Annotated in this window: 18 protein-coding genes; 6 read left to right on the forward strand and 12 right to left on the reverse strand. The window is 60.4% G+C overall.

Annotation, left to right across the window (positions count from 1 at the left end):
• Positions 1 to 64: 64 nt before the first annotated feature.
• A complete protein-coding gene (gene pyrF / locus FH041_RS11265; protein ID WP_027914290.1) occupies positions 65 to 766 on the reverse strand; it encodes an orotidine-5'-phosphate decarboxylase in 702 nt (233 codons plus the stop codon).
• 216 nt (positions 767 to 982) lie between these two features.
• On the opposite strand from pyrF, the gene FH041_RS11270 reads away from it, so the two are divergent.
• Positions 983 to 1150, forward strand: a complete 168-nt coding sequence (locus tag FH041_RS11270; protein ID WP_023535343.1) for a DUF2897 family protein — start codon at positions 983 to 985, stop codon at positions 1148 to 1150.
• Positions 1151 to 1205: 55 nt separating this feature from the next.
• Here the strand turns inward: FH041_RS11270 and FH041_RS11275 are convergent, their stop codons facing one another.
• The 11 genes from FH041_RS11275 to FH041_RS11325 all read right to left on the reverse strand — a co-directional run bounded on the left by FH041_RS11275 (position 1206) and on the right by FH041_RS11325 (position 15532).
• On the reverse strand, positions 1206 to 1541 hold the full coding sequence (locus tag FH041_RS11275) for a helix-hairpin-helix domain-containing protein (RefSeq protein ID WP_128610731.1): 336 nt from the start codon (positions 1539 to 1541) through the stop codon (positions 1206 to 1208).
• A 562-nt stretch (positions 1542 to 2103) separates the two neighbouring features.
• Entirely contained in the window at positions 2104 to 4122 is a 2019-nt protein-coding gene (locus tag FH041_RS11280) for a nucleoside-diphosphate sugar epimerase/dehydratase (RefSeq protein ID WP_023535319.1), read from the reverse strand.
• A gap of 102 nt (positions 4123 to 4224) precedes the next feature.
• Complete coding sequence (locus FH041_RS11285; RefSeq protein ID WP_049696398.1) at positions 4225 to 5229, reverse strand: glycosyltransferase family 4 protein; 1005 nt, start codon at positions 5227 to 5229, stop codon at positions 4225 to 4227.
• Positions 5226 to 6197, reverse strand: coding sequence for an SDR family oxidoreductase (locus tag FH041_RS11290; protein WP_140174580.1), 972 nt, complete (start codon positions 6195 to 6197; stop codon positions 5226 to 5228). The genes FH041_RS11285 and FH041_RS11290 overlap by 4 nt, the downstream gene beginning before the upstream one ends.
• A gap of 75 nt (positions 6198 to 6272) precedes the next feature.
• On the reverse strand, positions 6273 to 7382 hold the full coding sequence (locus FH041_RS11295; protein WP_140174582.1) for a glycosyltransferase family 4 protein: 1110 nt from the start codon (positions 7380 to 7382) through the stop codon (positions 6273 to 6275).
• The gene (locus tag FH041_RS11300; protein WP_049696400.1) at positions 7379 to 8521 is read right to left on the reverse strand and encodes a glycosyltransferase family 1 protein; all 1143 of its coding nucleotides are present in this window, start codon (positions 8519 to 8521) and stop codon (positions 7379 to 7381) included. The genes FH041_RS11295 and FH041_RS11300 overlap by 4 nt, the downstream gene beginning before the upstream one ends.
• Positions 8518 to 9414, reverse strand: coding sequence for a GDP-mannose 4,6-dehydratase (locus tag FH041_RS11305; protein WP_132579060.1), 897 nt, complete (start codon positions 9412 to 9414; stop codon positions 8518 to 8520). Before FH041_RS11305 ends, FH041_RS11300 begins: the two co-directional genes overlap by 4 nt.
• Entirely contained in the window at positions 9414 to 10445 is a 1032-nt protein-coding gene (gene gmd / locus FH041_RS11310) for a GDP-mannose 4,6-dehydratase (protein WP_027914283.1), read from the reverse strand. Before gmd ends, FH041_RS11305 begins: the two co-directional genes overlap by 1 nt.
• Before the next feature lie 489 nt (positions 10446 to 10934).
• Entirely contained in the window at positions 10935 to 12350 is a 1416-nt protein-coding gene (locus tag FH041_RS11315; protein ID WP_027914282.1) for a TolC family outer membrane protein, read from the reverse strand.
• Positions 12347 to 13672 carry an HlyD family type I secretion periplasmic adaptor subunit gene (locus tag FH041_RS11320; protein WP_028687424.1) on the reverse strand — a complete coding sequence of 442 codons (1326 nt, stop codon included), beginning with the start codon at positions 13670 to 13672 and terminating at the stop codon, positions 12347 to 12349. The genes FH041_RS11315 and FH041_RS11320 overlap by 4 nt, the downstream gene beginning before the upstream one ends.
• A gap of 12 nt (positions 13673 to 13684) precedes the next feature.
• Positions 13685 to 15532: a type I secretion system permease/ATPase gene (locus tag FH041_RS11325; protein ID WP_028687423.1), complete on the reverse strand. Its 1848-nt coding sequence runs from the start codon at positions 15530 to 15532 to the stop codon at positions 13685 to 13687.
• 522 nt (positions 15533 to 16054) lie between these two features.
• On the opposite strand from FH041_RS11325, the gene FH041_RS11330 reads away from it, so the two are divergent.
• From FH041_RS11330 to FH041_RS11350, 5 genes are all read left to right on the forward strand, one after another.
• Positions 16055 to 16936, forward strand: coding sequence for a hypothetical protein (locus tag FH041_RS11330; RefSeq protein WP_033736972.1), 882 nt, complete (start codon positions 16055 to 16057; stop codon positions 16934 to 16936).
• 17 nt (positions 16937 to 16953) lie between these two features.
• A complete protein-coding gene (locus FH041_RS11335; protein ID WP_140174584.1) occupies positions 16954 to 18393 on the forward strand; it encodes a DUF4214 domain-containing protein in 1440 nt (479 codons plus the stop codon).
• A 144-nt stretch (positions 18394 to 18537) separates the two neighbouring features.
• Positions 18538 to 20991 carry a glycosyltransferase family 2 protein gene (locus FH041_RS11340; protein ID WP_140174586.1) on the forward strand — a complete coding sequence of 818 codons (2454 nt, stop codon included), beginning with the start codon at positions 18538 to 18540 and terminating at the stop codon, positions 20989 to 20991.
• Complete coding sequence (locus FH041_RS11345) at positions 20991 to 23486, forward strand: glycosyltransferase (RefSeq protein ID WP_140174588.1); 2496 nt, start codon at positions 20991 to 20993, stop codon at positions 23484 to 23486. The genes FH041_RS11340 and FH041_RS11345 overlap by 1 nt, the downstream gene beginning before the upstream one ends.
• The gene (locus tag FH041_RS11350; RefSeq protein WP_168199537.1) at positions 23476 to 26034 is read left to right on the forward strand and encodes a CDP-glycerol glycerophosphotransferase family protein; all 2559 of its coding nucleotides are present in this window, start codon (positions 23476 to 23478) and stop codon (positions 26032 to 26034) included. The genes FH041_RS11345 and FH041_RS11350 overlap by 11 nt, the downstream gene beginning before the upstream one ends.
• Position 26035 lies beyond the last annotated feature (1 nt).

A 26035-nucleotide genomic window follows, 5' to 3' on the forward strand; every position in this document is an offset into this window, starting at 1 on the left:
GACTGGACGCACGCCTTTCAGGTCCCGATCCGATGACGGTGCCTGAAAGGCGTGCGGCTCAGGCTCAGCCGCGAATCTCGGCCACTACCGCTGCCAACGCTTGGGCCGGGTCGGCGGCCTGGCTGATGGGGCGGCCGATTACCAGGTAGTCCGAGCCGGCGTCCAGGGCCTGGCGCGGCGTGAGGATGCGACGTTGGTCATCCTGGGCGCTGCCTGCCGGGCGAATGCCGGGGGTGACGAGCTGCAGGCCAGGGTGAGCGGCCTTGAGCGCCGGGGCCTCCAGCGCCGAGCACACCAGCCCGTCCATACCGGCCTTTTCGGCCAGCGCCGCCAGGCGCAGCACCTGTTCTTGCGGGTCTACATCCAGGCCGATACCGGCCAGGTCTTCGCGCTCCATGCTGGTGAGCACGGTCACGCCGATCAGCAGAGGTTGCGGGCCGCTGCGCTTGGCCAGTTCTTCACGGCAAGCAGCCATCATGCGCAAGCCGCCGGAGCAATGCACGTTCACCATCCACACGCCCATCTCGGCAGCGGCCTTGACGGCCATGGCCGTGGTGTTGGGGATGTCGTGGAATTTCAGGTCCAGGAACACTTCGAAGCCTTTGTCACACAGGGTTTCGACAATGCCCGACGCGCTGCTGGTGAACAGCTCCTTGCCCACCTTGACGCGGCACAGCGCAGGGTCCAGCTGGTCAGCCAGCTTCAGGGCGGCTTCGCGGGTAGGGAAGTCCAGGGCGACGATCAGGGGCGTCTGGCAAGCAGGCATGGCAGGGTCTCTTGGCAAGTCGGAAACGGCGCGCATTGTAAACGATGTGACGCAGGCTGGGGGGGCCGCTGGCCCAGGAATTGGTCGGACGGTGGGCCAGGATGTGGGCCGGTGGGTGCTGGGCCTGCGTGAGGCGCCGTACCATTGAACCAACGAAGCGGCGCCTGGCTCAAAACAGGTGAGCAAGCCGCTTACATTCGCAACAGGAGAAGGAAAATGCCTTGGTATGCCTGGCTGATACTCATCGTTGCCATTGGCTCGATCGTCGGCGGTTTGATGATGCTGCGCGACACGGCCAAGAAGCTGCCGTTGACTGACGAGCAGTTGCGCAAGGTTCATGAACGCAACGCCGAGGCCGATGCCCGGGATGCTCAAGACCGCTGAATGCGGTTGATGGCCTTTCAATGAGCGGGCCTGTCGAAGGCCCGCCCCCCTGTGCTTATTGCACTTTCAGCTTGTCGCGGTTGCGTTCTAGCAGCGCATTGCCGATGCCTTTTATCTCGAGCAATTCATCGACCGACGCGAATGGCCCGTGGGCTTCGCGGTAGGCGACGATTGCCTCGGCCTTTGCCTTGCCGATGCCGTTGAGTTCTTTCTGGAGCGTCAGGGCATCTGCGCTGTTGAGATCGACCAGCGGGGTTGCTGACTGGCTTGCCTGGGCGACCATCGCCATGGGTTCGACCATGGTTGTGGCATTGCCTGGTGCTGCGTTTGCGGTGAACGAAAGGCTGGCGATGAGTGGGAGCAGCAGCGCGGTGAGCAGGTTTTTACGCATGATGAAGACTCCTAGGGTTGGTCGTTTCTGGCAGCCTGTTCCTTGGGCTGCGGGGTTAACCCTAGCGCTGGAGGTGGGGGGTGGGACAGGGTTGGGGGTGGGGTAATGGTTACTGGATTGGTCGGGGGTGGGCTTAGGGTGGGGGGTGGTTGGAGAGGTGGTTTTGCCTGGGTTGGCCGGGGCGTGCAGGGTTTATGGGCAGGGGGATGGCCGATGGAAAATGGGGCTGACGTGGTGGGGGTCTTGAGTCTGACAAGCGTGTCGGGGTAGTCGCTTGGGGGTTAGGGTGTGTGATGTGGTGCTGAATGCGGGGGTGCTGGGTGCCCTACGGGGTAAGAGCCGCGGAGATGGTAGGCGCGCTTTAGATCTTGGGGCCGCTTTGCGGCCCATCGCGGCGCGAGGCCGCTCCCACAGGTCCGGGTAGGCCTGTGCTTCACGCCGTGTCATCGCCTGCCTAGCACCGCATCTGAAGGCTAACGCCTCCCGGGGTGGGAGCGGCCTCGTGCCGCGATGGGCCGCAAAGCGGCCCCGGGGCACCGAGCCCAATCGACGGCTCAAGCACTTACCGCTCCACCGGCCCCTGGCGACGCTGCAGGTAAACCCAGTCCACGATATCGCCCTGCGGCGAATACCCGTTCACCATCTCGCGCAGCAACTGCCGCACGCGGGTGAAGTCGTCCTCGGCCACCGCCGCCAGCAACAGCGTCAGCCCTTCGCGCAACCGTTCCCACGCCAGGTAGTCCTCGTTGGCCGCCATGATCATCGGGTGCGCGGTGGGGGATACGTCGTCGCCGATCAGCAGCTCCTCGTACAACTTCTCACCCGGCCGCAAACCCGTGAACTCGATGGCGATGTCGCCCTGAGGATTGGACGAGCTGCGCACGCTCAAGCCCGACAGGTGAATCATCTTCTCCGCCAGCTCGACGATGCGCACCGGCTCGCCCATGTCCAGCACGAACACATCCCCGCCCTGCCCCATGGCCCCGGCCTGCACCACCAGTTGCGCCGCCTCCGGGATGGTCATGAAGTAACGAGTGATCTTGGGGTGGGTAACCGTCAGCGGGCCACCTGTCTTGATCTGCTGGTGGAACAGCGGAATCACCGAACCGGACGAACCCAGCACGTTGCCGAAACGCACCATGGTGAAGCGGGTCTTGTTCACCCGCGCGATCTTGTTGCAATCGCCATACAGCACCGGCGCCGCTTCCCGGCTGAGCGCCTGCAGAATCAACTCGGACAGTCGCTTGGTGCTACCCATCACATTGGTCGGGCGCACGGCCTTGTCGGTGGAGATCAGCACGAAATTGGCCACCCCGGTCTGCAATGCCGCCTGGGCCGTGCACAAGGTGCCGTAGACGTTGTTGAGAATGCCTTCGGCGATGTTGTGCTCGACCATCGGCACATGCTTGTAGGCAGCTGCATGGTAGACGGTGTCCACGCGCCAGGTGCTCATCACATCGACCAAGTGTTGCTGGTTGCGCACCGAGCCCAGGATCGGCAGCAACTGCACCGACAGCGATTCGCGGGCCACGCGCTGCTCCAGCTCGCTGAGGATGCTGTACAGGTTGAATTCGGCATGGTCCAGCAGCAGCAAGGTCTTGGGCCCAAGGCCGATGATCTGCCGGCACAACTCGGCGCCAATGGAGCCGCCGGCACCGGTCACCAGCACCACCTGCTTGTGAATGCAGCGCTCCAGCAAGCCTTCCTGCGCGGGCACCGGGTCGCGCCCGAGCAGGTCGGCAATGTCCACGTCCTGAATATCGTCCACCTTTACCCGGCCAGTGGCCAGGTCGGCAAAGGCCGGCACGCTTCGCACGTGCAGGGGGTACGGTTCGAGCAGGGCGAGAATCTCTCGTCGCCGCGCGCGGGTGGCCGACGGCAGTGCCAGCAACACTTCCTGGGCGCCGGTTTCCTTGAGCATCTGTTGCAGGTGCTTGGGCTTGTAGACCTGCAGCCCGGAGATGACCCGGTTGGCCAGGTCGCCGTCATCGTCGAGGAAGGCCACCGGGCGCATCACCCGGCCCATGCGCAACGCCGCCAGCAGCTGGTTGCCGGCGGTACCTGCACCATAGATGGCTACCTTGATCTGCCCGTCGTCGCGGTTGGCGAAAGGGATCTGATGGGCGCCGGTGAACCAGTCGCCCAGGAAATACTGGCGCATGATCAGGCGCAAGCCGCCGATGATCACCATGCTCAACCACCAGTAGTTGAAGATGATCGAGCGCGGTACCACCACCTCGTGGTTGCTGTACCAGTACACCACCACCGCCAGGATCAGCGAAGACAGGGTCACCGCCTTGATGATCGCCACCAGCGCATCGTTGCCGAAGTAGCGCATCACCGCCCGGTACATGCCGAAGCGGATGAACAAGGGGATGGCCACGCACGGCGCGGCCATGAACAGCCAGGTGTGCTCGACGATGGGGTTGTACATTTCCTCCACGCCCAGCCGCACGATGAACGACAGCCACAGCGCGAACCAGATGAGGGCAATGTCGGCACACACCTGGATCAGGCGTTTCTGCCGGCGTGACAGGGTGACCAGAAATTGCCGCAGCCTGTCGTTCTTCGCATTGCTCATCGGGTTTTCCTCATGGCTACGCCATCTTGTGAAAATGACCAGAGCGACTGCCGAACATACAGCCCTGTACAACCCTGATTGCGCCCGCCTTGCTGGAGCATGCTATTCCTTCTCCCCTGCCCGGTAGGCAACTGCCAACAGTATCAGAGGGGCATAGGCCACCAAGGTTCCGGTTGCCCCATCAAGTTTGAGCACCACGACGACCAACGCGACGGGCAGCAGCCAGCCCAGGTTGATGGCCGCCACCGCCAGGCTCACCGGCCGGTGACGACCGTGGCGCCGCGAGGCGTACTGGTAGGCATGGCTACGATGTGCTTCGTAGACCCTTTCACCGCGTAGCAAACGGCGCGCCAAGGTGAAGGTAGCGTCTACCACGAATACACCCAAAAGTATTAACCACCCCCAGAAGAGTAGCGGATCTATCCAACCTGCCACGATTGCCAGCAAACCCAGCACGATGCCAAGAAAACCACTGCCCGCATCGCCCATGAAGATGCGGGCAGGCGGGAAGTTCCAGATCAGGAAACCGGTGACGGTGGCGGCCAGCAGCAGCGGCAACCACGCAGCACCCGGCGCACCCGCCAGCCAGAACAGCACGGTGCCGCCAAGGCACACGCAAATGGCTTCGATGCTGGCAATGCCATCGATGCCGTCCATGAAGTTGTAGAGGTTCAGCAGCCAGACCAGGTACAGCAGCCCCAGCGGCGCGGCTAGCCACAGAGCATGCAACGGCCAGCCGAACACGCTGATCGGCGGCAGACCACCCAGCCAGGCCAGCCCCCAGGCGGCTGCGGCGAAATGGCCCAGCAGGCGCCAGCGCGCGGCAATGTGCCCGTGGTCGTCCATGAACCCGATCACGGCCACCAGGCCCCCTGCCCCGAGGATGCCAACCAGTACAGACGGCGCCACGTACCCGGCCCAGCCCAGCACCAGCACACCGACCATGAACGCCACGACGAAGGCCACCCCGCCGCCCCGGGGCGTGGGCAAGGTGTGCGAGCTGCGGGCATTGGGAATGTCCAGCAGGCTGCGCGACAGCGCGTAGCGGCGCAGTGCGGCCGTCATCAGCCAGGTGGCGATGCCTGCCACGATGAGGATGGCGGTCATGGGCGGTGGTTCTCCTTGAAGGCGTGCGCGGTGGCGGCCAGGCCTTGCTCCAGCGTGTAGGGCGGTCGCCAGCCCAGCAGCTGGTGGTTCTTGGTGATGTCCACTTGCAGCGAGCCCAGCAGGCGCTGGGCCAGGTCACGTCGCCCCAGCAGTGCGGCGCTCGTTTGCAACAGCGCGGCGGGCACCGGCACCAGGCGGGCTGGACGGCCCAGCGCCCGGCCTAGGGCCCGCAGCAGCTCGCTCAAGGATACAGCCTCGCCATCACTGGCCAGGAACGTCTGGCCCGCTGCCGCTGGGTGATCCACACAGGTGATGATCAGATCGACCAGGTTGCCCAGCGAGACCAGGCTGCGGCGATTGTGTACCGCCCCCAGCGGCAGGGGCACGCCACGCTCCAGCCAGCGCATCATGCTCAGGAAGTTGGCCTTGACGCCCGGGCCGTAGACCAGCACCGGCCGGATCACGACGACCTCCATGCCCGTTTCGGCGGCTACCGCCCGCAACCCCTGCTCGGCCTCGTGCTTGGAAACGCCATAGGCGTCCTGGGGCGCGGGGGCATCATCGGCATGCAGGGGCCGGACCGGCTGGCTGGTTTCGCCATTGACCTTGATCGAGCTGATGAAAATGAAGCGGCGCACGCCCGCAGCCGCCGCCTGGCGGGCCAGGTTGAGCGTGCCTTGCACGTTCACACGGCGAAACTCGGCCAGGCTGTCGGTGGCGGTTTCCTTCATCACATGCACACGCGCCGCCGCGTGCACCACGACGTCTACATCGACAAGGGCCGCCTGCCAGTCGGTCTCGGCGCTCAGGCCCGCAACGGTGACCGCGTCAATGCCTGCCAGGGGCGATTGGCTGCCGTGGCGCAAGGCGGCGCGGGGCGTAAGGCCTTCGACCGTCGCCAGGCGCTGGCACAGGGCGCTGCCGACAAAGCCCGAGGCCCCAGTGATCAATAACGTGCGTCGTTCCATGAAATCCGTTCTCGGTTCACACCGGCAAGGCCGGCATGCGGCGATCTTCGCGCCCGTTGTGCCTGACTGACCGGGCTACAACAGGCTGCGATACAGCTCGGCGTAGGCATTGGCCATGGCCGATGCGGTAAAGACGTTCTCGAAGCGTTGCTGGGCGGCGGCACCCATGGCCTGGGCCTGGGCCGGGTCGTCCCACAGCTGCTGCATGGCCTGGGCCAGCGCCGGTGCATCGCGCGGCGGTACCACCAGCCCGGTCTGGTCGGCCAGGTTGATGAAGGTGGTGCCGGAGCCCATTTCGCAGGAGATCAGCGGCTTGCCGTACATGGCCGCTTCCAGCAGCGAGATGCCGAAGGACTCCGAACGCAGGTGCGACGGGAAGGTAAAGGCATAGCACAGTTCCAGCAGCGCCACCTTGTCTTCGTCCGGCAAGCCACCCAGGAACTGCACCTGGCTCAGGCCCGCGTCGCTGGCATGCTGGCGCAGCTGCTGCTCCAGGAAGCCGCCGCCCATGATGACCACGGGCAAGCCGCTGATACGCGCGGCCTCCAGCAGGTAGTCCAGCCCCTTGTAATAACGCAGCGCCCCGACGAACAGGAAGAACCGTTCGCCCAACCGTTGCCGCCAGTACGCCAGCTTTTCGGCGCTGGCTTTGGGGTACGTGGACCGGTCCAGACCATAGGGGATGATCGACACCTTGTCCTTGAACTGGGTCAATACCGGGCTGTGCGCCGCATAGTTGGGTGAAGACGCCACAATGCGGTCGACGCTGGAAAAAAAGCGGTTCATCAGCGGCTGGTACAGCTTGAGCAGCCACTTCTGCTTGACGATGTCGGAGTGGTAGCTGACCACGGTCGGCTTGTTCAGCCGGGTGGCGAAGTGCACCAGGTCCATGTACGGCCAAGGGAAGTGGAAATGCACGATATCGGCCTTGCGGGCCAGTTCGGCAAAGTCCTTGAAGGCCGACAGCGAAAAGCCGGTGGAGGCGACATGCAGGTCCAGCTTGGCACGGTGCGTGAGGTGGTTGGCCACCGGCTCGTTGCGGGCAGCGCCACGTGAGCTCAGGTACAGCACCTCAGGTTCGATACCGTGGGCCTGGGTGCCTTCGGCGATCTGGAAGATCACCTGCTCGATACCGCCCATGGAATCGGGGTAGTAGGTTTTGAAAAAATGCAGAACCTTGATCATCGTTGCTTGACCGCTTGATACACCTCAAGGGTGCCTTGGGCACACCGTTCCCACGAGAAACCACCGGCATGCTGCAAGCCCTGGGCAATGGCCGTGGCGCGCCAGGCTTCGTCTTCCAGGCCCCGTTGCAGCAGTGCGGTCAAGCCGTCCACGTCATCGGGCGCGCACATGAGCGCTGCATGGCCTGCGACCTCAGGCAGCGAAGAGCTGTTGGAGCACACCACCGGCACACCGGAGCTCATGGCTTCGAGCACGGGCAGGCCAAAGCCTTCGTAGTGGGACGGGAAGGTGAACAGCCGAGCGCCGGCGAACAGCAACGGCAAGTCTTCACTGGGGGCGAAGCCCAGGTAGCGGGCCCAGCCCTGCTGCTGCGCCTGGGCGATGCGGGCATGGATGGCCTCGCTGCGCCAGCCTTGGTACCCGGTAAGGATCAGCGGCCAGCGTTGGCGCAGGGCAAGCGGTAGGCGGCCATAAGCGTCGAGCAGGTTTTCGATGTTCTTGCGCGGCTCGATCGTGCCCACGAACAGGCTGTAGCCACCAGGTTCGAGACCATGACGCGCCAGCGTTTGTGTGAGCGCCTGCGGGCTACGGGGGTGGAACTGCGGCGAGCTGGCCAGGGGAACCGCATGAATGCGCTCAAGCGGCCAGTTGAAGTAATCGGCCAGCTCCTGGCGAATGTAATGGGACACCGTGATCAGCGCATCGGCCCGCTCAAGGGTCAGCAGGAGCTCTTTTTGCAAGTACCGGGCGATCTGCGGGGTATGGCAATGGGCCCAGGTGAAAGGCGACAAGTCGTGGAACGTGGCGACGCTGCGGCCTGCGAAGGGCGGCAGGTAAAAATTGGTGCTGTGGTAGATGAAGTCATCATGCCCACGCAATGCGCGCTTACGCAGAAACGGCATCAGCCGCCGGTAGGCTTCGACGGCCAAGGCGTTTTTCTGGACGAAACGCTTGAGCCCATGCACGGCATCGGACTGGTCTGCTGGCTTGAGAAGCGCTGGCACGAAGCTGCGCCCGGCAAACAGCCGCAGGTCGTCGATGTCATCGCACTGCTGCAGCCGCGAGGCCAGCTCGTAGGTGTAACGCCCGATACCGGTCAGCGGGAAGCGAACCGACTCGACGGAAAGAATGACCTTCATTGACCGGCGAGCATCCAACCCAGCGTTTCGTCCAGATCGGGTGTTTCCCAACCCGGCACCAGCGCCCGCAGGCGGGCGTTGTCGCCGCACAAGGTCTTGACCTCGTTGGCGCGCACGAACGCAGGGTTTACCTGCACGTCAAGCGTGTGCCCGGTGATGGCCGAGCACTTGGCGATGACTTCGCGCAGCGAATGGGTGATGCCGGAACTCACGTTCACGGTCTGGCCCACTGCCCGCGCCTCGATCAGGCCACGGTAGGCACGCACCACGGCGCGCACGTCGCTGAAGTCACGCCACACATCCAGGTTGCCCAGTTCGATGGCTGGGGCCTTGCGCTGGAAGTGCGAAACGATCTTGGGCAGCAGGAAGTTCTCGGCCTGCCCAACACCTGTGTAGTTGAACGGACGCGTGATGACGATCGGCAGCCGGTCGCACCACAGCTTTGCCATGTACTCCATCGCCAGCTTGCTGACGGCGTAGTCGTTGGCAGGTGCAGGCGGGGTGTGCTCGTCCAGCATCCCTTCGGAAACATTGCCGTAGACATTGGCACTGCTGGCAATGAGTACGCACTCTGGCGTTTTGCCGCAGGCCGCAATGGCTTCGAGCAGGTTGCGCGTACCGATCAGGTTGACCTGATAGAAGGCATCGGCAGCGCCGTGCCCGACAAACGCAATGGCAGCCAGATGCACGATCACATCCGGCTGCAGTTCGGCCAGCAACGCACGCAGGCCCGGCCCATCGGCCAGATCGACCTGGTGGTAATCGGGCGCCGCCGAAGGCTGGCTCCCGGTACCGATCACTTCATAACCATTGGCCTGCAATTCGGCCGCCATGTAGCGACCGGTGAAGCCGTTGATCCCGGTGACGAGTGCGCGTTTGCTGGCCATTTGCATCAGAACGAGAACCCTTTTTCGTTACGACGTAGGTCGGCTTCGACCATCATGCGGCACAGCTCTTCAAGGCTGGTTTTAGGCTCCCAGCCCAGTACCTGCTTGGCTTTGGCCGGGTTGCCGATGAGCAGCTCGACTTCGGCTGGGCGGTAGAATTTCGGGTTGATGACGACCAGTACCTTGCCGGTTGCAGCGCAGGTGCCTTGCTCGGCTTCGTCCTTGCCGCTCCAGTTGATTTCGATACCAGCGGCCTTGAAGGCCATGGTGACGAAGTCACGCACGGTTTCGGTGCGGTTGGTGGCCAGTACGAAGGTGTCTGGCTCGTCAGCCTGCAGCATGCGCCACATGCCTTCGACGTATTCCTTGGCAAAGCCCCAGTCGCGCTTGGCGTCGAGGTTGCCCAGTTCCAGCTTGTCCAGCAGGCCCAGTTTGATCTTGGCGACCGAGTCGGTGATCTTGCGGGTCACGAACTCACGGCCGCGCAGGGGCGACTCGTGGTTGAACAGGATGCCGCTGGTGGCGAAGAGGTTGTACGACTCGCGGTAGTTGATGGTCATCCAGTGGGCGTACAGCTTGGCCACACCGTAGGGGCTACGCGGGTAGAACGGGGTGGTTTCGACCTGCGGGATTTCCTGCACCTTGCCGAACATTTCGGAGGTGGAGGCCTGGTAGAAGCGTACCTTCGGGTTGACGATACGGATGGCTTCGAGCAGGTTGACAGCGCCCAGGCCGGTGATTTCGGCGGTGGTCAGGGGTTGCTCGAAGGACACACCCACGAAGCTTTGTGCGGCGAGGTTGTACACCTCGGTGGCTTCGGTGGTTTGCAGCAGGCGGATGCTGGCCGACAGGTCGGTGAGGTCGTACTCGACCAGGTGCAGGTTAGGGTTGGTGTGGATGCCCAACTCCTCGATACGCCAGAAGTTAACCGAGCTGGTACGACGGTAGGTGCCGTAGACCGTATAGCCCTTTTCCAGCAGCAGTTCCGCCAGGTAGGCGCCGTCTTGACCAGTGATCCCAGTAACGATTGCTTTCATGCGACTTAACCAACTCCGATAGTGCCGTGCGGGCATGTGTGATTATTGGGGCTTGACGCGGCAGCTCCGAGCCGCGCGTACTCGCTTGCATGCGGCAGTATACATAGGTCGGGGGGAGTACTCGACTCACAAAGTACTGGCGCGGCGCCAGCTGCTGGTCAGGCCTTATTGAAGGGGTTAGGAACCGGCGCGGGAGAATAAGTTCCAGGGGGGAGAATGGCCAGTGCTTGGGGTGTAGGAATGGTCTGAATTTGGGTGGGTTCTAAAGGCTGGTCGTGTGGGAGCGGCCTTGCGCCGCGATGGGCCGCAAAGCGGCCCCAGGATTGCAGCTTCGCAGCGGATATTCCGGGGGCCGCTGCGCGGCCCATCGCGGCACGAGGCCGCTCCCACAGGGGGGGCCGCGTAGGCTCTGAGGAACGCCAGGAGGCGTGTGCCGAGCGATCTCTTTAACAGCCTAGGCTACCGCCCAAGCCCACCCCACCCGTCCAATCAGCGGCGCGCATCCAGCCGCGCCACGTCACCGCCCGGCAGGGTCGGCTCTGGCACAGGGCTCAACCACACATTGACGTTGTCCACGCTGTCCTGGTTGAGCTGACCCGCCCAACGATTGAGCAGGAACAGATTGGTGATGAAGTCATACTGCGTCTTGAGCAAATCACGACGCGCCTTGAACTCGTTCTGCACGCTGGTGAGCACATCCACCGCGTTGACCACCCCGTAACTGAACGCCTTCTGCGCCGCCACGCTGGACTGCTGGGCCGAGGACAGGGCGTTGCGGTTGGCGCGGATCTTGTCCACCGCCGCCTGGGCCGTGAGGAAGGCCGTGGTGGTTTCCTTCACCACCTGGCGGCGAATGCCTTCGAGCTGTTCTTCGGCCGCCAACTGCTCGTCATACAAGCCACGCACACGGGCCGAGGTGGAGCCACCGCTGTAGATCGGGATCTTCACTCCAAGGCTTGCCACATAGCTGTCGCTGCGCGGCGCCTGGGTGTTGTCGTAACCCTGGTCACTCTGCTGGGCGCTCAGGCTCAGGGACAGCTGCGGATAGTGCTCACCCTTCCCTTCACGCACGGCCGCCATGGCCGCCTCGGCACCGCTGCGCGAGGCCTTGAGCTGCGGGTTGGTTTCCACGGCCTGGGTCAACCACTCCTGCAAAGGACGGGTGGGCGCTTGCAGCGCGACATCGTTACGCACCCGGCTCAGCGGCTCGGTGATGGGCCGACCGACGATCTCGGCCAGCGCCTCACGGCTGACCTGCACCTGGTTGCGGGCTTCCACCTCTTGGGCGGCCAGGAAGTCGACGCGCGCCTGCATGTCCAGCTTGTCGGTGATCTTGGCCATCTGCCGGTCGAACATGCTGGTGACACGGTCCAGGTTTTTCTGAGTGGCGCGACGCTCGGCCTGCACCAGCGCCAGCTCGTCGTCGGCGGCCAGGGCTACGAAGTAGCGTTTGGCCAGGTCGACCGTGGCTTCGGCCAGGGTATCTTCGGCCTGCTGGCCCTTCTGGTCCTTGACGCTCTTGGACTTCTGGTACCGCTCCCAGGCCGGCTTGTTGTACAGGTACTGGGTCAGGCTCAACGAATAGCTTTCGTTGTTATAGATGTCGCGGTCGATCTCGTTCTTGCGCAGCACGCGGCTGGTGTTGGCGTTGGCCGACACCTGCGGCAGCAGGCCGCCCAAGGCTTCGCGCTGCTGGGCTTCGGCCGAGCGCGCGCGGGCATAGGCGGCCAGCACCCGAGGGTCTTCCAGCCTGGCCTCACGGTACAGGCCGGCCAGGTCCAGCGTATAGGTCGACGCCGACACCGCCTTGGGCACGTCAGCCGGCGCGCCCTTCCCTTCCACGGCCACCGCCTGGCAGGCGACCATGCACATCAGCATTCCAGGTAGCAAACGCAGCACAATCATTCCTCGATCAGCGATTCGGCGAACATGTTGCGGGCCGGTTTGAGCAGGTACTGCAGCATGGTGCGGTCGCCGGCGTTGATCAGCACTTCAGCGGGCATGCCGGGGTGCAGCTTGCGGCTGCCGAGCTTCTTCATGCCATCTTCGGTCACCTGCACACGCACCAGGTAGTAAGTGTCGCCGCTGCGCTCGTCGGTCAGGCTGTCCGCCGAAATGCGCACCAGCTTGCCCTCGATGACCGGCGTGGTGGCCTGGTTGAAGGCGGTGAAACGAATGTCTGCGGTTTTACCCAACTCCAGACGGTCGATGTCCCGCGTGGCCACCTTGGCCTCCACCACCAGCTCCGACTGCGCAGGCACGATATCCAGAATCGGCGTAGCTGCACTGATCACACCACCAATGGTGTGCACCTTCATGTCCAGCACCATGCCGCTTTCAGGTGCGCGTATCACCACACGCGACAGGCGGTCACGCAGGGCTGCTTCTTTTTCCTGAAGGTCGAAAACCTGAGCCTGAACGTCAGAAAGCTCGTTGGCCACGTCGGAATCGAATTTCTTCTTCAACTGCACGATCTGCAATTCGGTTTCACCAATCTGCAGATTGGTCTTGGTGATGTTGGACCGATGGTCCGCCACTTCGGTCTTGAGCATGTCCAGCTTGCGCTCCTGCTCGAGCAGGCGCTGATTGTCCACGAAGCCTTCGGCCAGCAACTCCTTGAGCTGCTTGATTTCACCGGTGTACGACTTCTCCAGCCCGCTCTTTGTCCCGATCATGTCGTTCAAACCAGCGATCTGCTGTTTCATCTGCTGGATGCGCTCGCGGTTGACCGAGATCTCACCCTGCAACGAGTTGCGCCGTGCGTTGAACACCTGCAACTCACCCGCCATGGCCTCTTGAGCACGGACCGAGTCGGTGCCATCCATTTTGACCGGCGGGATTTCGTTCAGGCCGTCGCGCTCTGCCCGCAGGCGTGCTTCTTTATAACGCGCCACGATCAGCTGGTTGCGGGTGGACTCGTATTCGGCGCTGAGCTGGGACTCGTCCAGCACGATCAGCGGGTCGCCCTTCTTGACCAGGTCGCCATCACGGGCCAGCAGTTCCTTGACGATGCCGCCCTCAAGGTGCTGCACGGTCTTGCGGTAGTTCTGCACGGTGACCACACCGGAACCATGCACAGCGTTGCTGAGTGGCGCGAAGGCCGCCCAGCTGCCGAAAATACCGAATGTAACGAAGACGATGGTCAGGCCGATGCGGCGAATGCCGCGATCGGACGTGGGCATGTCGTCGAAATTGTGATCGAAGGTAGTGATCGCTTTACTGCTCATCTAGAAATCCTTTCACACGCCGGTGCTGGTGGTAGTGGCAGGCGCGGCAGCGGGGGCTGCGGGCGGCGCGGCATTGGGTGCAGCGGGCGGAGTGGCCGGTGGCGTGGCATTGGGTGCAGCAGGCGGCGCGGCCGGGGGCTGGCCAGGCGCGGGCTGAGCGACCCGCTGCTGGCCTTTAGCCTGTTGCGCTGCCAGCTCGGCGATCACGCGGTCGCGCTCGCCGTACAGCGAAATGGTACCGCCCGACATGACCAGAATACGGTCCAGGCGGGTGAGGATGTTGGGGCGGTGCGAGACGATGAAGACCGTAGCACCGGTTGCCTTGAGCTTTTGCAGGGCCACGCCCAGGGCGCGCTCACCCACATCGTCGAGGTTGGAGTTAGGCTCGTCGAGCACCACCAGGCGCGGGTTGCCATAAATGGCACGGGCCAGACCAATACGCTGACGCTGACCGCCGGACAGGTTGACGCCGTCGCTGCCGATTACCGTGTCGTAGCCATCGGGCAGCATGAGGATCATCTCGTGCACGCCAGCCATCTGGGCCGCTTCCACAACCTTTTCCGGGTCGATCTTGTCGAAGCGGGCGATGTTCTCGCTGATGCTGCCTTCGAACAGCTCGATGTCTTGCGGCAGGTAGCCAACGTATGGGCCAAGGGCCTGCTTGTCCCAACTGGCGATATCGGCGCCGTCGAGGCGGACCACGCCGTGCTGTGGGGGCCAGATGCCCATCAGGGCACGCACCAGCGTGGATTTACCGGCGGCACTTGGGCCAACGATGCCGACGATGGAGCCGGCCGGGGCCACGAAGCTGATGCTGCGGATGACCGGGGCCTTGGCGCCAGGCGGGGCGACGATCAGGTTTTCGACCTGAATGTGGCCTTCTGGGGCTGGAAGCGGCATGCGCTCAGGTTCGTTTTTCAGGTCGTCCATCACTTTGCTGAGGCGGTCGTATTGGACTTTGGCAGCGACGAAGCCTTTCCAGCTGCCGATCATCTGGTCGATGGGGGACAGCGCGCGGCCCAGCAGCAAGGAACCTGCCATCAGAAGGCCGGGGTTGATTTCGTGCGTCACTACAAGATACGCACCAATGGCCAGCATGATGGACTGCGACCAGATACGGAATGTTTTGGAGGTAGAGCTGATCACGCCGCCTTTATCACTCGCATTGGACTGAAGCAGCATGATGTTGCGCTGACGCTTGGCCCACCGGTTCATCAGGGTATCAAGCATCCCCATCGACTCGATGACCTCGGCATTACGCAGGGTACGGTTGGTCACCACGTTGGAGGCGACGTTCTCCTTGTTGGCCTCAGCCAACGCGCCGCCAGTAGACCGATGATTGACGACCGCCAACACGGTCAACACCGCGCCGCAGAACAGCGTCATCCAGCCGAACCATGGGTGGAACAGGAACATCACGATGGTGTAGATGGGGAACCACGGGGCATCGAAAAATGCGAAAAGCCCTGGCCCTGTAAAGAACTGGCGCAGCGAGGTGAGGTCGTTAAGGGACTGCGCCGTAGCATCGGAGCCGCCGCTATTCAGGGCGCGCTTGAAGCTTGCCCGGTACACATCGCGGCTGAGCATGACATCCAGGCGGTTACTGATACGCACCATGATGCGCGAGCGTACCCACTCCAGGGCACCCATGGTCGCGATCAATACAGTCATGATCAGCGTGAGCATGAGCAAAGTGGAGGTGCTGCTGGAGGGCACCACGCGACCCGATACCTGGATCATGAAGAACGTGGGCACCAGCATCAGTGCGTTGACGAAGAAACTAAAGAAGCCTACCGAAAGGAAGCTGCTTTTGCAGGCTCTAAGGGCGGCTTGCAGAGTGTTTTCGGATTGATAACTCATGGTGTCCGTACTGAGGAGTGGCGAAAGCGGCGGGCAGTGTAACACCCACCAAAGAAGGCAGCGTGTCAGATTGCTCCTTGAGCCGCTTTGTTCAGCGACGAACAGTAGAATTTCATGAAATGTTTGAGCAGAACGGAAACAGGCAGTTGCTCAAGCGGTCAGAGTGACCAACGGCTAGAGACCTTGAAAGCGACGAAAACTACACGCCAGAAAACCATCAAAAGTAATCATGTGCGCACGTCAATATCGTAATTCTTTGATTTCAGACGAATTTTTCGAATGCTGGAACGTCCTACCCTGCTACTCAGTTATGAACAAAAAGCGGCGAAAGATCGTCCCTCTTATAGCTAAGTTCCCCACTGATATGAATTTTTTTTTAGATTTCTTGGTTGACATCTTCCCCCTCCGGCGGCATCTTCGCCACTCGCAAGGAGCCTTCAATGGCAGTTCAGTGTATGCACGGGTTTGAGCACGTTAGCTACCAGTGTTATTGCTTAAAAGGAGCTTAACAACGCCATGTCTATGCCTTCGCAAACCCTGGACGGCCTGAAAATCAGCTCCCGGGTCACCCTGCTCGAACCGGGCATGTATATCTTCAGGTACGCCTCCCAGCCTCCGGCAGACAAACCCGTCTGCATCGCGTTGCAACAAGCGCCGCTAGGCAAAGGCTCCATCGATTTCTTCCCCGCAGAAGGCGTTAGCAAGAACATGCTAACCAAGCTCGGTGACACTATTGTTGCGCGAGTCAAAGGCGGTGTTACGACGGTTCTGATCACCGAATATCACATGTTCGATGAGGTGATCGACCCCGTGGATTTGCGTATCGACCGCATTGACACCTCGCCTGCCATCATGCGCACCTTCGCGGTCGTATCCAGCACCGACCCTGCTCAGGCCATCGCCGCCAGCACCAAACCGCTGCCACTCACGCTTACTGCTCACCTAAGCCATAGCGGTGAGATCGTGTCCAGCGAAGGATGGGTTGGCGAGCCGGGCGCTGATGAGTTCATTGATTCGTTCTCTATCGACTGGGCTGAAAAGCCCGTCGGTGTAGACCTTCTTTACACCTGCACAGTGGCAGGCTCCGGCCCGTGCCGCAACGTATCGACAGGCACTGTAGTAGGTGCTCGCGGCCAAGGCCTGCCGCTGATCTGCGTTGGCTTCAGCCTGATAGGCCCGCTGCGCAGGCATTACGAACTTACTGGCCTTGTTGTTTTCGAAAATACGGAACCACAACGCCTAGTCGCAAATCAGATGATGCACGGCCCCACCGGCAACGAGCCGCTGGTGGCCTTGCACCTCGCCCTAACACCCGTAACGAAGATGAACGCTGCCCGCCTTAAGTCTCCGTGGGAAAACTCTGCGTCACAGCAGAATACGATTGCAGCGGGCCACATGGCCTGAAGTAACAGGAATACATCATGCAATACGATAGCCCTCAGTCGAGCAGCGCTCTGCAAGACACCCTGAACGCCGATAGCGCCAACCTGTCCGAAAACACCATCGCTGCCATCAGCAGCCTGCTGAACCTGGACACCGTTGAAAACGTCAACATTGCCGGCATCGAAGGCAACGCTGTTCAGCTGCCAACTTCCGGCCAAGCTGACATCGTTGTTGGCGAAGTCGAAGGCGAGCAAGGCGACCAAGTTGTCGTCGACCTGGCTGCTGCCGAAGCTGCTGGCGTTAGCGCCTACGTGCTGCAGAGCGATGCCAACCTGGTTGTTGACCTGCAAGGTCAAGCAGCTGCTGGCGACGTTCAAACCTTCGCTGCTGCTCTGGCTCCAGCCGTTGATACCTCGGCCATCGAGCTGGTAGTTGCAACTGGCAACGGTGACGACGTCATCACTGTCAAAGGCGACCAGAACACCCTGATCGACGCTGGCGACGGCAACGACACCATCGTGACCGGCAACGGCAACAACACCGTTATCGCTGGCCTGGGTAACAACAACGTGACCACCGGTTCGGGCGATGACACCATCATCCTGAGCGGCAGCGACCACGCTGACATCGTCAACGCTGGCGCTGGCTTCGACATCGTTCAGCTGGACGGTTCGCGCGACGACTACACCTTCACCGTCGGCAACAACTTCAACGTCAACCTGACCGGCAACCAAACTGCCGCCATCACTGACGCTGAGTTCCTGACCTTCGTTAACGGTGACACCACCGAAACTGTAGCCCTGGCTCACAGCGACGAAGAAGCAGCTGCCCTGCGCCTGTACCAAGGCATCCTGGGTCGTGACGCTGATGCATCCGGCGCCAAAGACTTCACCGCCCTGGTAAGCGAAGGCACTTCGCTGACCGACATCGCCAACCAGTTCCTGAACTCGGCTGAGTTCGCTGGCGCTGCTTCGGCCCAAGACATCAACGAGCTGTACCAGGCTATCCTGGGCCGCGCCGCTGATGAAGAAGGCTCGACTGCATGGCAAGCCGTGCTGGCCAACGGTGGCAACCTGAACGACGTAGCTGCTGGTATCGCTCTGTCGAACGAAGCCATCCAGCTGGATCAGTCGAACGGTGACTTCGTCCGCGAACTGTACGACAACGTACTGGGCCGCGAAGTTGAGCAAGAAGGCCTGGACGCTTGGGTATCCCAGCTGTTCAACGGCACCAGCCGCGCCGAAGTGGCCGCTGGCATCGTTGGCTCGGCTGAAGCTGCTCAGAAGTCCAACAGCGACTTCATCGACTCCCTGTACCAGTCCGCACTGGGCCGCGAAGCCGATGCAACTGGCAAAGCTGCTTGGGAAGCTGTCCTGGACAACGGCGGCACTCACGCCGACGTGGCCCTGGGCATCGTTGGTTCCAACGAAGCCATCGCAAACATCGACAACGTCGTTGTACTGCACGGCCAAGTGTAACTAGCCCGCTGTAGCAAAACGTATACCCGGCCGAAAGGTCGGGCATACGCCAAAGGGGCGGCTCTCGAGTCGCCCCTCTTTTTTATTTCTTGTAGCCAAGCCAAGCTTATGTCCAGACAACTCGACCATGGGCGAGATACGCTCATGGACATTTTTCATCGGCATCGCCAGGCAGAAGAGCACGCCAGCGCGGCTTCAGTGTTGGAACAGGCTCTCAAGGTCCCCGAATACCGTCCAGAGGCATTCATCTGGAAGGGTATCGAGGCACTGCCAAAGCATCCAAAGCTTGCCTTCATTTTTTTTAGTAATGCGGTCAAAGCCCTGCCAAAGCGGACAGATCTGCATGCGCTTCTAGGGCGCTGCCTGCTGGATCTAGCACAGCCGCATCTGGCTACCCGCTACTTGGCCGCTGCTTGGCAAAAGCAACCTTATGACGCAGGTCTGCGGCAACTACTATGGCTCGCACGTAGCCAAGCAGACACGCCAGTGCAGCTAGAGCGACTCATCCTCGCGCAATTGCCCGAAATCACTTCACCCCAAGAACTCAACTTAGTACTTAGATTGCTGGCTTCAAAAACGCAGCACTCAGGCGCAGTAGGCGTCGTTCGCCTTGATCGAGATGCGCAAGAGATACAAGGTTGGGCAATCGATTTGAAGAACCTTGCTGAGCCATGCATCGTTCAGTTCGAATTCAACGGGCAGGTCGTAAGCGCGCCGGCAGGCCGCCCCGATCCACTGCTCACAGCTGCGGGTATTTCGTCCAGCCATGGTGGCATTCGCGCCAAACTGCCCAAAGCTTGCGCAACAGTTGCCGTGGGTTTTAGTACAGGCGGCTCATTGCAAGGTAGCCCCCTGCATACCCTGCCCGTTTGGGTACCACCTTGCCCCATTGCCACGCAAACCAAGAGCGTTTCGGTTGATGTGCTCATTCCGGTTTACAACGGGCTGGATGAGACGCTGGCGTGCATAAACAGCGCTATCGAATCACGCAGGCATAACCGCACGCCTCATCGTCTGGTCGTCATCGAGGACGCCACGCCCCTCCCCGCCTTGCGCAAAGCGCTCAAAGTGCTGGCAGGCAAAAGCAAGATTACTCTCGTGCAGAACCCGTCCAACCTAGGCTTCATTCGTAGCATGAACAGAGCCATGGCTATGAGTTTGGGCAAAGACGTGATCTGGCTGAATGCTGACACCCGCGTTCACGGAGACTGGATTGACCGCCTGCATCAGGTAGCTTATAGCGATCCTCAAGTAGCGTCGGTCACCCCGTTCACGAACAATGGCGAATTGATGAGCTTCCCACGGAGCCGCATCAGTCAGCCCATGCCATCACCTGACCAGCACGCTGAACTGGATAATCTGGCCAAACACAACCCGTCGGCCCCTGTAGAGATCGAAACAGGATGTGGGTTCTGCCTTTACATCAAGCGCGATGCCATCGACCAAGTGGGTTATCTGGATGAGCTAGAACTGTCGCGCGGGTACGGGGAGGAAACCGACTGGTGTTTGCGCGCTCGCAGCTTGGGCTGGAAGCACATGGGGGCGCCAAATGTTTTCGTTGCTCATCAAGGGGGGGTATCGTTTGGGGAAGAAAAAAACCTGCGCGTTGCCTACAACAACGCCATTCTTCGAAAACGCTACCCTGATGCTGAATCACGCTACGAAACCTTCTGCCGTCGCGACCCGATCAAACCGGCTCGACAATCATTGCAGCGTGCGCGTCTGACCCATTGGCTGGCTCAGCAGCGCGGCGAGCCGGGTCACCCTCGTCCAGAGCTGCACATTCATGATGGCAGCCGTTCTGAAACACCCTTCAGCCTGACCTGGCATCATGATGGGCTGCGCAACTGGGTCACACTTCATGCAGAAGTTCTGCCATTGGAGATCAGCCTGGACTATGCCGCCGATGAATTGCCTTATCTTATAGACGATCTACGCGCCCTACCCTTGCGAGGCCTTGTTTTCGAGCGGCTGGCCAATGCCCCTTCGTTCATATGGGACCTGCCGGGCCAGCTATCACTGCCCTATCGGATTGTTTGCAGGGACGATGCCTTGCTCTCCAGGGAAGCATGCAACGATCGTATGACGTTTGCCGCATCAGCCCAGCGTATCGAATTGCCTTGCGCCGAGTTTGTTGATCGGCATGCCGCCGTGCTGCACGGGGCGAACCTTGCTCTGATCGAATCCCCCCTGCACCCTGCTACCCATGAGATGACGAGCACGGGTACGTGGTTGATCGGTGATGACCTGAGCGACACACAAGTAGCGCGCCAGTGGCTTGAAATAGCGCAGCGAGCGACCCGAGAAAACCTGCCCGTTCAGTTTCTTATCGAAGCGAAACAGCCTTGGAGCAAGCAGTTGCTTGCTACAGGTGCGGTGTACGCGCTGCCAGACCTGACAATGCTGTCGATGGCTGACAACGTGACAATGTCCGGCTGCTGCGCCGTCTTGAGTCTGCATGCGTGCCCTGTTTCGGGTTGGCGCGCAGTGGAGCTTGCGAGTGACCTGGACCTTCCATTGCATGCGCCTTACGCAGTGCGGGAAAACGCCACAGGCGCATTTCCCTTTCATTCTTTTTCTATTACCGAGCCGGCCTGATGTCACAACACGTCTTGGATAAAACCCCAACGGACACCGCCTCGCTTTCAGCGGTCCGATACAAGGGCCTAATCACCGGGCTTTACGGCGACGTCCTGCAGGGCTGGGCTCTAGATACCCTTAACCCCGCACAGAAACTGATCGTCGAAATCTTTATCGACGGCGCGAGTGTGGCAGTGGCTCGTGCAGACTTGTACGAAACCAACGCCACCGAGGGCGACCAGTTCAACGGGTTTGCCGTGCAGTTGCGCCAAGCCTGGCTGAATCAGGCCCGGCACATCAGCGTCAAGATTGCGAACGAGCCCTTTTCACTCGACGGCGACATCACGCTACCCGCGCCGTTTGGTAAAGAGCCTGAGCTGATCGCATCGCAAGTCTGGCATACCGGCGGCTTGCGCCTTAGTGGGTGGGCATGGGACCCGCAATCCCCACATCGTCGCGTGACGATCCGCGTGCGTGAGGGTGATCAACAAGTGGCTCAAGTGGTGTGTGACCAACACAGCCAAGCCCTGGCTTATCGCGATAGCAGTGACCATGGTTTTGTCATAGACCTGCCATGGGCCTTTGCCGACGGCAAGCCTCACGTTCTGAGCATCGAAAGCGAATCCGGGGCCCCGTTGGCCGGCAGCCCTATCACCTTGTGCTGCGCCCCCGAGGGTATCGAGGGCTTGGTCAACCAACTGTCCGCGCACCACGACAGCGCACTGGTTGCAGTCATTGAGGCAGTGGCGCGTGAACAGAGCCTGCGCTTACCCAAAAGCGCCGGCTGGCACCTCTACCCGGCCTGGGCTAACGCTTTCCAGCGCCCGAATCCCACTGGCGGTCAGCAGGCAAATGATGTGGGCGTGCTATTGATGGGTGATGGGGACGCAGCGCTTGAGGCACTGACCCTCGGCAGCCTCGCATTACCTGGCAACAGCCCTGGACGCCTCGTCAAAGCCCAATCAAGCGATATTGCACCCGTGGTGCTTGAGTTACTGAACCAAGACTGCAGTTATATTGTGCCGGTCTGGGCAGGCGACCGTCTGCGAGCTGATGCATTGAGTCAGTTCAGCGCATTGCTGGCCGAGGGCAGCGCTTGGGGCTACGCGGACTGCGATCAGGACCAACCCAATGGCGAACCGGGCCACCCCTGGTTCAAGCCTGTCTGGGATCTGGACGCTTTCATAGGCGCAGATACGTTCACACCTGGCTCGGTCTTCCACAAGGACACAGTCAGCCGCGCCGTTGCACGCCTCCAAGAGAGCGGGCACGGTGCGTTCGATTGGCACATGCTGATATCGGCTGTCGTACTGATTACCGAGGAAATGCAGGCGCGCGTGGCCCATCTGCCGCAGGTGCTCTATCACCGTCACGCATTGAGCGTTTCGAGCCCGGAACACGCTCCGGCTTGCCAACAACGACTGCGGGCAATCAACTGGTTATGCGAGGCCCTTACACCTGGAGCGCAAGTAGCGCCGCTGGCTAATCACCCAGGGCTGCTGCACGTCACTTGGCCACTGCCGATCCCGCTGCCAAAGGTCAGCTTGATCGTTCCGACAAAAGATCAGGTCGCCCTACTTCGTACTTGCATCGAAGGGTTGCTGAATCAAACAGAGTATCCGGATCTGGAAATCATCGTCATGGACAACCTGTCCGTGATACCGGAAACCCTCGAGTATCTCGCCGAGTTGCCGAGCCGGGGGGTGAAGGTTATCCCGCACCCCTATCCGTTCAACTATTCAGAGATCAACAACGCGGCAGTGCATCACGCTACGGGTCAGGTCATCGGCTTGGTCAACAACGACATCGAGATCCTCGACGGTAACTGGCTGAAGGAAATGATCAGCCAGTTGATGCGGCCTGGGGTCGGGGCTGTGGGTGCCAAACTCCTGTGGCCTAATCGCATGGTTCAGCACGGCGGCGTAGTGGTGGGTATCAATGGCCTGGCTGCGCATGCCGGAAATCAGTTGGCCGAGCACGACGCAGGCTACCTGGCTAGCAATTTACTGACCCGACAGCAGACTGCCGTTACAGCTGCGTGCCTGTTGGTCCATGCACCACTGTTCGAGGTATTAGGTGGATTGGACGAGGTTCGCTACCCAGTTGCCTTCAACGATGTCGACTTCTGTATGCGCATACGTGCGCTGGGCTTCAAGATCATCTGGTGTGCCCAAGCGCAACTGATCCATGCCGAGTCCGCAAGCCGAGGTAAGGACATTGCTCCCGAAAAACGTGCGCGGGCCCAGCGTGAGCAGAAAAACTTCACGGATCGCTGGTTCTCCCAGGGTGAGCAAGATCCTTTCTACCACCCTGCACTGAGCCATGATTACCTCAGTGGCCCTTATGGCGGGTTGGCATTGCCACCTCGTGCAACAACCCAGGTTCGGTATGGGGGTGGCAAGGTATACAACTTAACCGACTTGGACTCTGCACAGCGTACGTTTGACTGGCGTGCCAATGCGACCAAACCCAAAGCTCTTTGCGGTCATCAGGAGGCAGCCGATGTCGTTTGAGCTTGCGCCGCCACCCCCAGAGGCAGGCTCTGATGTGGTCATTGCCACCTTATGGCGATCCGGCACATTTGATGCGACGTATTATTTGAGTCAGTACCCGGACGTGGCAGCGGCGGGCATTGATCCTCTGGTGCATTTCGTGCGACACGGTGCGCGCGAAAACCGCAACCCAAATGCGTATTTCGATACACATTACTACCTGTCGATGAACCCGGATGTCGCGCAGTGTGACATGAATCCGCTTTATCACTTCTGCACCGATGGCTGGAAAGAGCTACGCAAGCCCTGCAAAGACTTCGATGTTTGGTGGTATTGGTCGAGCTACCTGGATCCAGCCAGCGACGCCATCAACCCCCTGGCGCACTTCCTGCACGAAGGGATTGCAGCGAACGCCTTGCCACGTCCGCAAGGCCCCTTCGCGCAGACTACGCAGTCGGCTTGGCTACCTGAACGGCCCGTCAAGCGCATTTGCTTGTTCGCGGGATACGACCCTGATGGACTGGTTGACGATTATGTAGTCCAGTACCTTCAAGCACTCAGTGTCCATGCGGATGTTTACTATCTTGCCGACTGTGTAATGCAAGACGGCGAGCTGCTCAAGCTGAAGGGTATCGTCAAGGACGCTTGGGCGGGCCGGCACCAACGCTATGACTTTGGCTCCTATGCCCTGTTGGCAAATTCACTGGTGGGCTGGGACACCATCGACCAATACGATGAGTTGCTGTTGGCCAACGACAGCTGCTACCTGGTCAAGGACTTCGATGATGTCTTCGAGCAGATGGATAAACGCCGCTGTGACTGGTGGGGGCTTCAAGCGACGAAAGGGATAGCCAAAACCAAGGCGGAGCCGAGCAATCAGTTCAAGCAGCCCATCGCGATGGACACCGTGCGCGCTTCGATGCTAGACCGTTTTGAAGAGGACGATACCTACGACTTCCTCATAGGGTCGTATTTTGTGGCTTATCGCAGGCCCGTGTTGTCTGACCCCGGTTTTCGTAAGCTGTTGAGTGCGGTTGTTCAGCAGCCAAACAAGCAGAACGTGATTTTCAAGTACGAAATCGGTTTGACCCGCTACCTGATTACACGCGGGTTCGTTCTCGATACCTTCATCAGTAGCCTCTACCCGTTCCATCCGATTTACAGCAACCAGCATTTCAAACTGCTGGAGGCAGGCTTCCCGCTGTTCAAGCGGTACCTGCTAACGGCCAATCATTACCAAGTAGCCAAGCTGTATAGATGGAAGGAAAAGATCCTAAGGTGCGCACCTGAGGCTGACGTGCAGACCATGGAGCGCAACCTGACACGTATTACCGATCAGGAGGTGCTGGAGCGCAATCTGTACATCGGCACGTCGAGGCTGCCAGACGACGAGCAGGTGCCCACTACCCTGCTGACGCATGCTGAATTCATCGAAGCCGACCACCGTGTGCCCAAGTACGACCATTGGTGGGCATTCCCGGTATGCGCCTTCTCTGGCGTATTCTCCGGGAACGAGCGTGCAGTTTTTGAAGAGATCAAAGATGATGAGGGTATCTTTAAGATTATCTTGACCCGCGGCAAACCGGTAAACGTGGAGGGCAGAAACGTCCTTGTCGTACCCTTGGAAAGCCCCGAAGGTCAATACCATCTCTTGCGCGCTAAAATCCTGTTCATCAAACACACGCCTACGCGTAATCTTGTCTATCCGCTTTCAAGCGATCTGCATGACTTGATCAACCTCTGGCACGGTATCCCGCTTAAACGCATAGGCTATGCGTCACTTGACCAGCAGAACAGGCGTGATGCCATCGCTGAGGAGCACGCCCGCTGCAGGGCCGTGATCAGCTCATCGAGCATCGATACGATGGCCATGGCAGCGGCCTTCTATCCGTTGAGCTACAACGACGTATGGCAAACGGGGCTTCCTCGGAACGATTTTATTCTGCGCGACTTCGAAAAATTGCCGAAGGATTTGCAGGCTGAGAGCCAAAAGCTCGAGAGTGCGTTGGCAGGACGCGGGCTGATTTTGTTCATGCCGACGTTCCGTAATGGCGCGGCTAATGCGTGCTATCAGTTCACAGAAAACGAGCTGAAGCAGCTGGAGGGATGGCTGCTAGAGAACGACCTAGTGCTTGGGGTACGAGAGCATATGGCTGACCATTCGGGGTCTTATGCGCAACAGTTGCAACGACTGGGCGCGCTGGATCTGAGCGATGAACATTACCCTAACGTCGAGGTCCTATACAGATCCGCACGTTTGCTTATCACGGATTACTCGAGTTGCTTCATAGACTTCATGCTGACGGGCAAGCCGATGGTGAGCTTTGCTTATGACTATGAGTACTACACAGGCGTGGAGCGTGGGTTGTTTTATGATTTAGAGCATGTGTTCCCTGGACCTGTATGCGCTGATTTCGAAGCGCTTCACAGTGCTTTGAAGCAAAGTCAGAGCGATGGGTATTCGGAGACGGAACTGAGCTACAGCTGGAAGAAGAAGATTTTTTTTGAATGGTGTGATGACCTTAGCTCAGCCAGGCTGGTTAATCGAGTTAAAAACTTAACAAATTAGG

Origin of the sequence: Pseudomonas sp. SWI7 (assembly GCF_006351945.1) — a bacterium.
In the GTDB taxonomy this organism is placed as follows: Bacteria; Pseudomonadota; Gammaproteobacteria; order Pseudomonadales; family Pseudomonadaceae; genus Aquipseudomonas; species Aquipseudomonas fulva.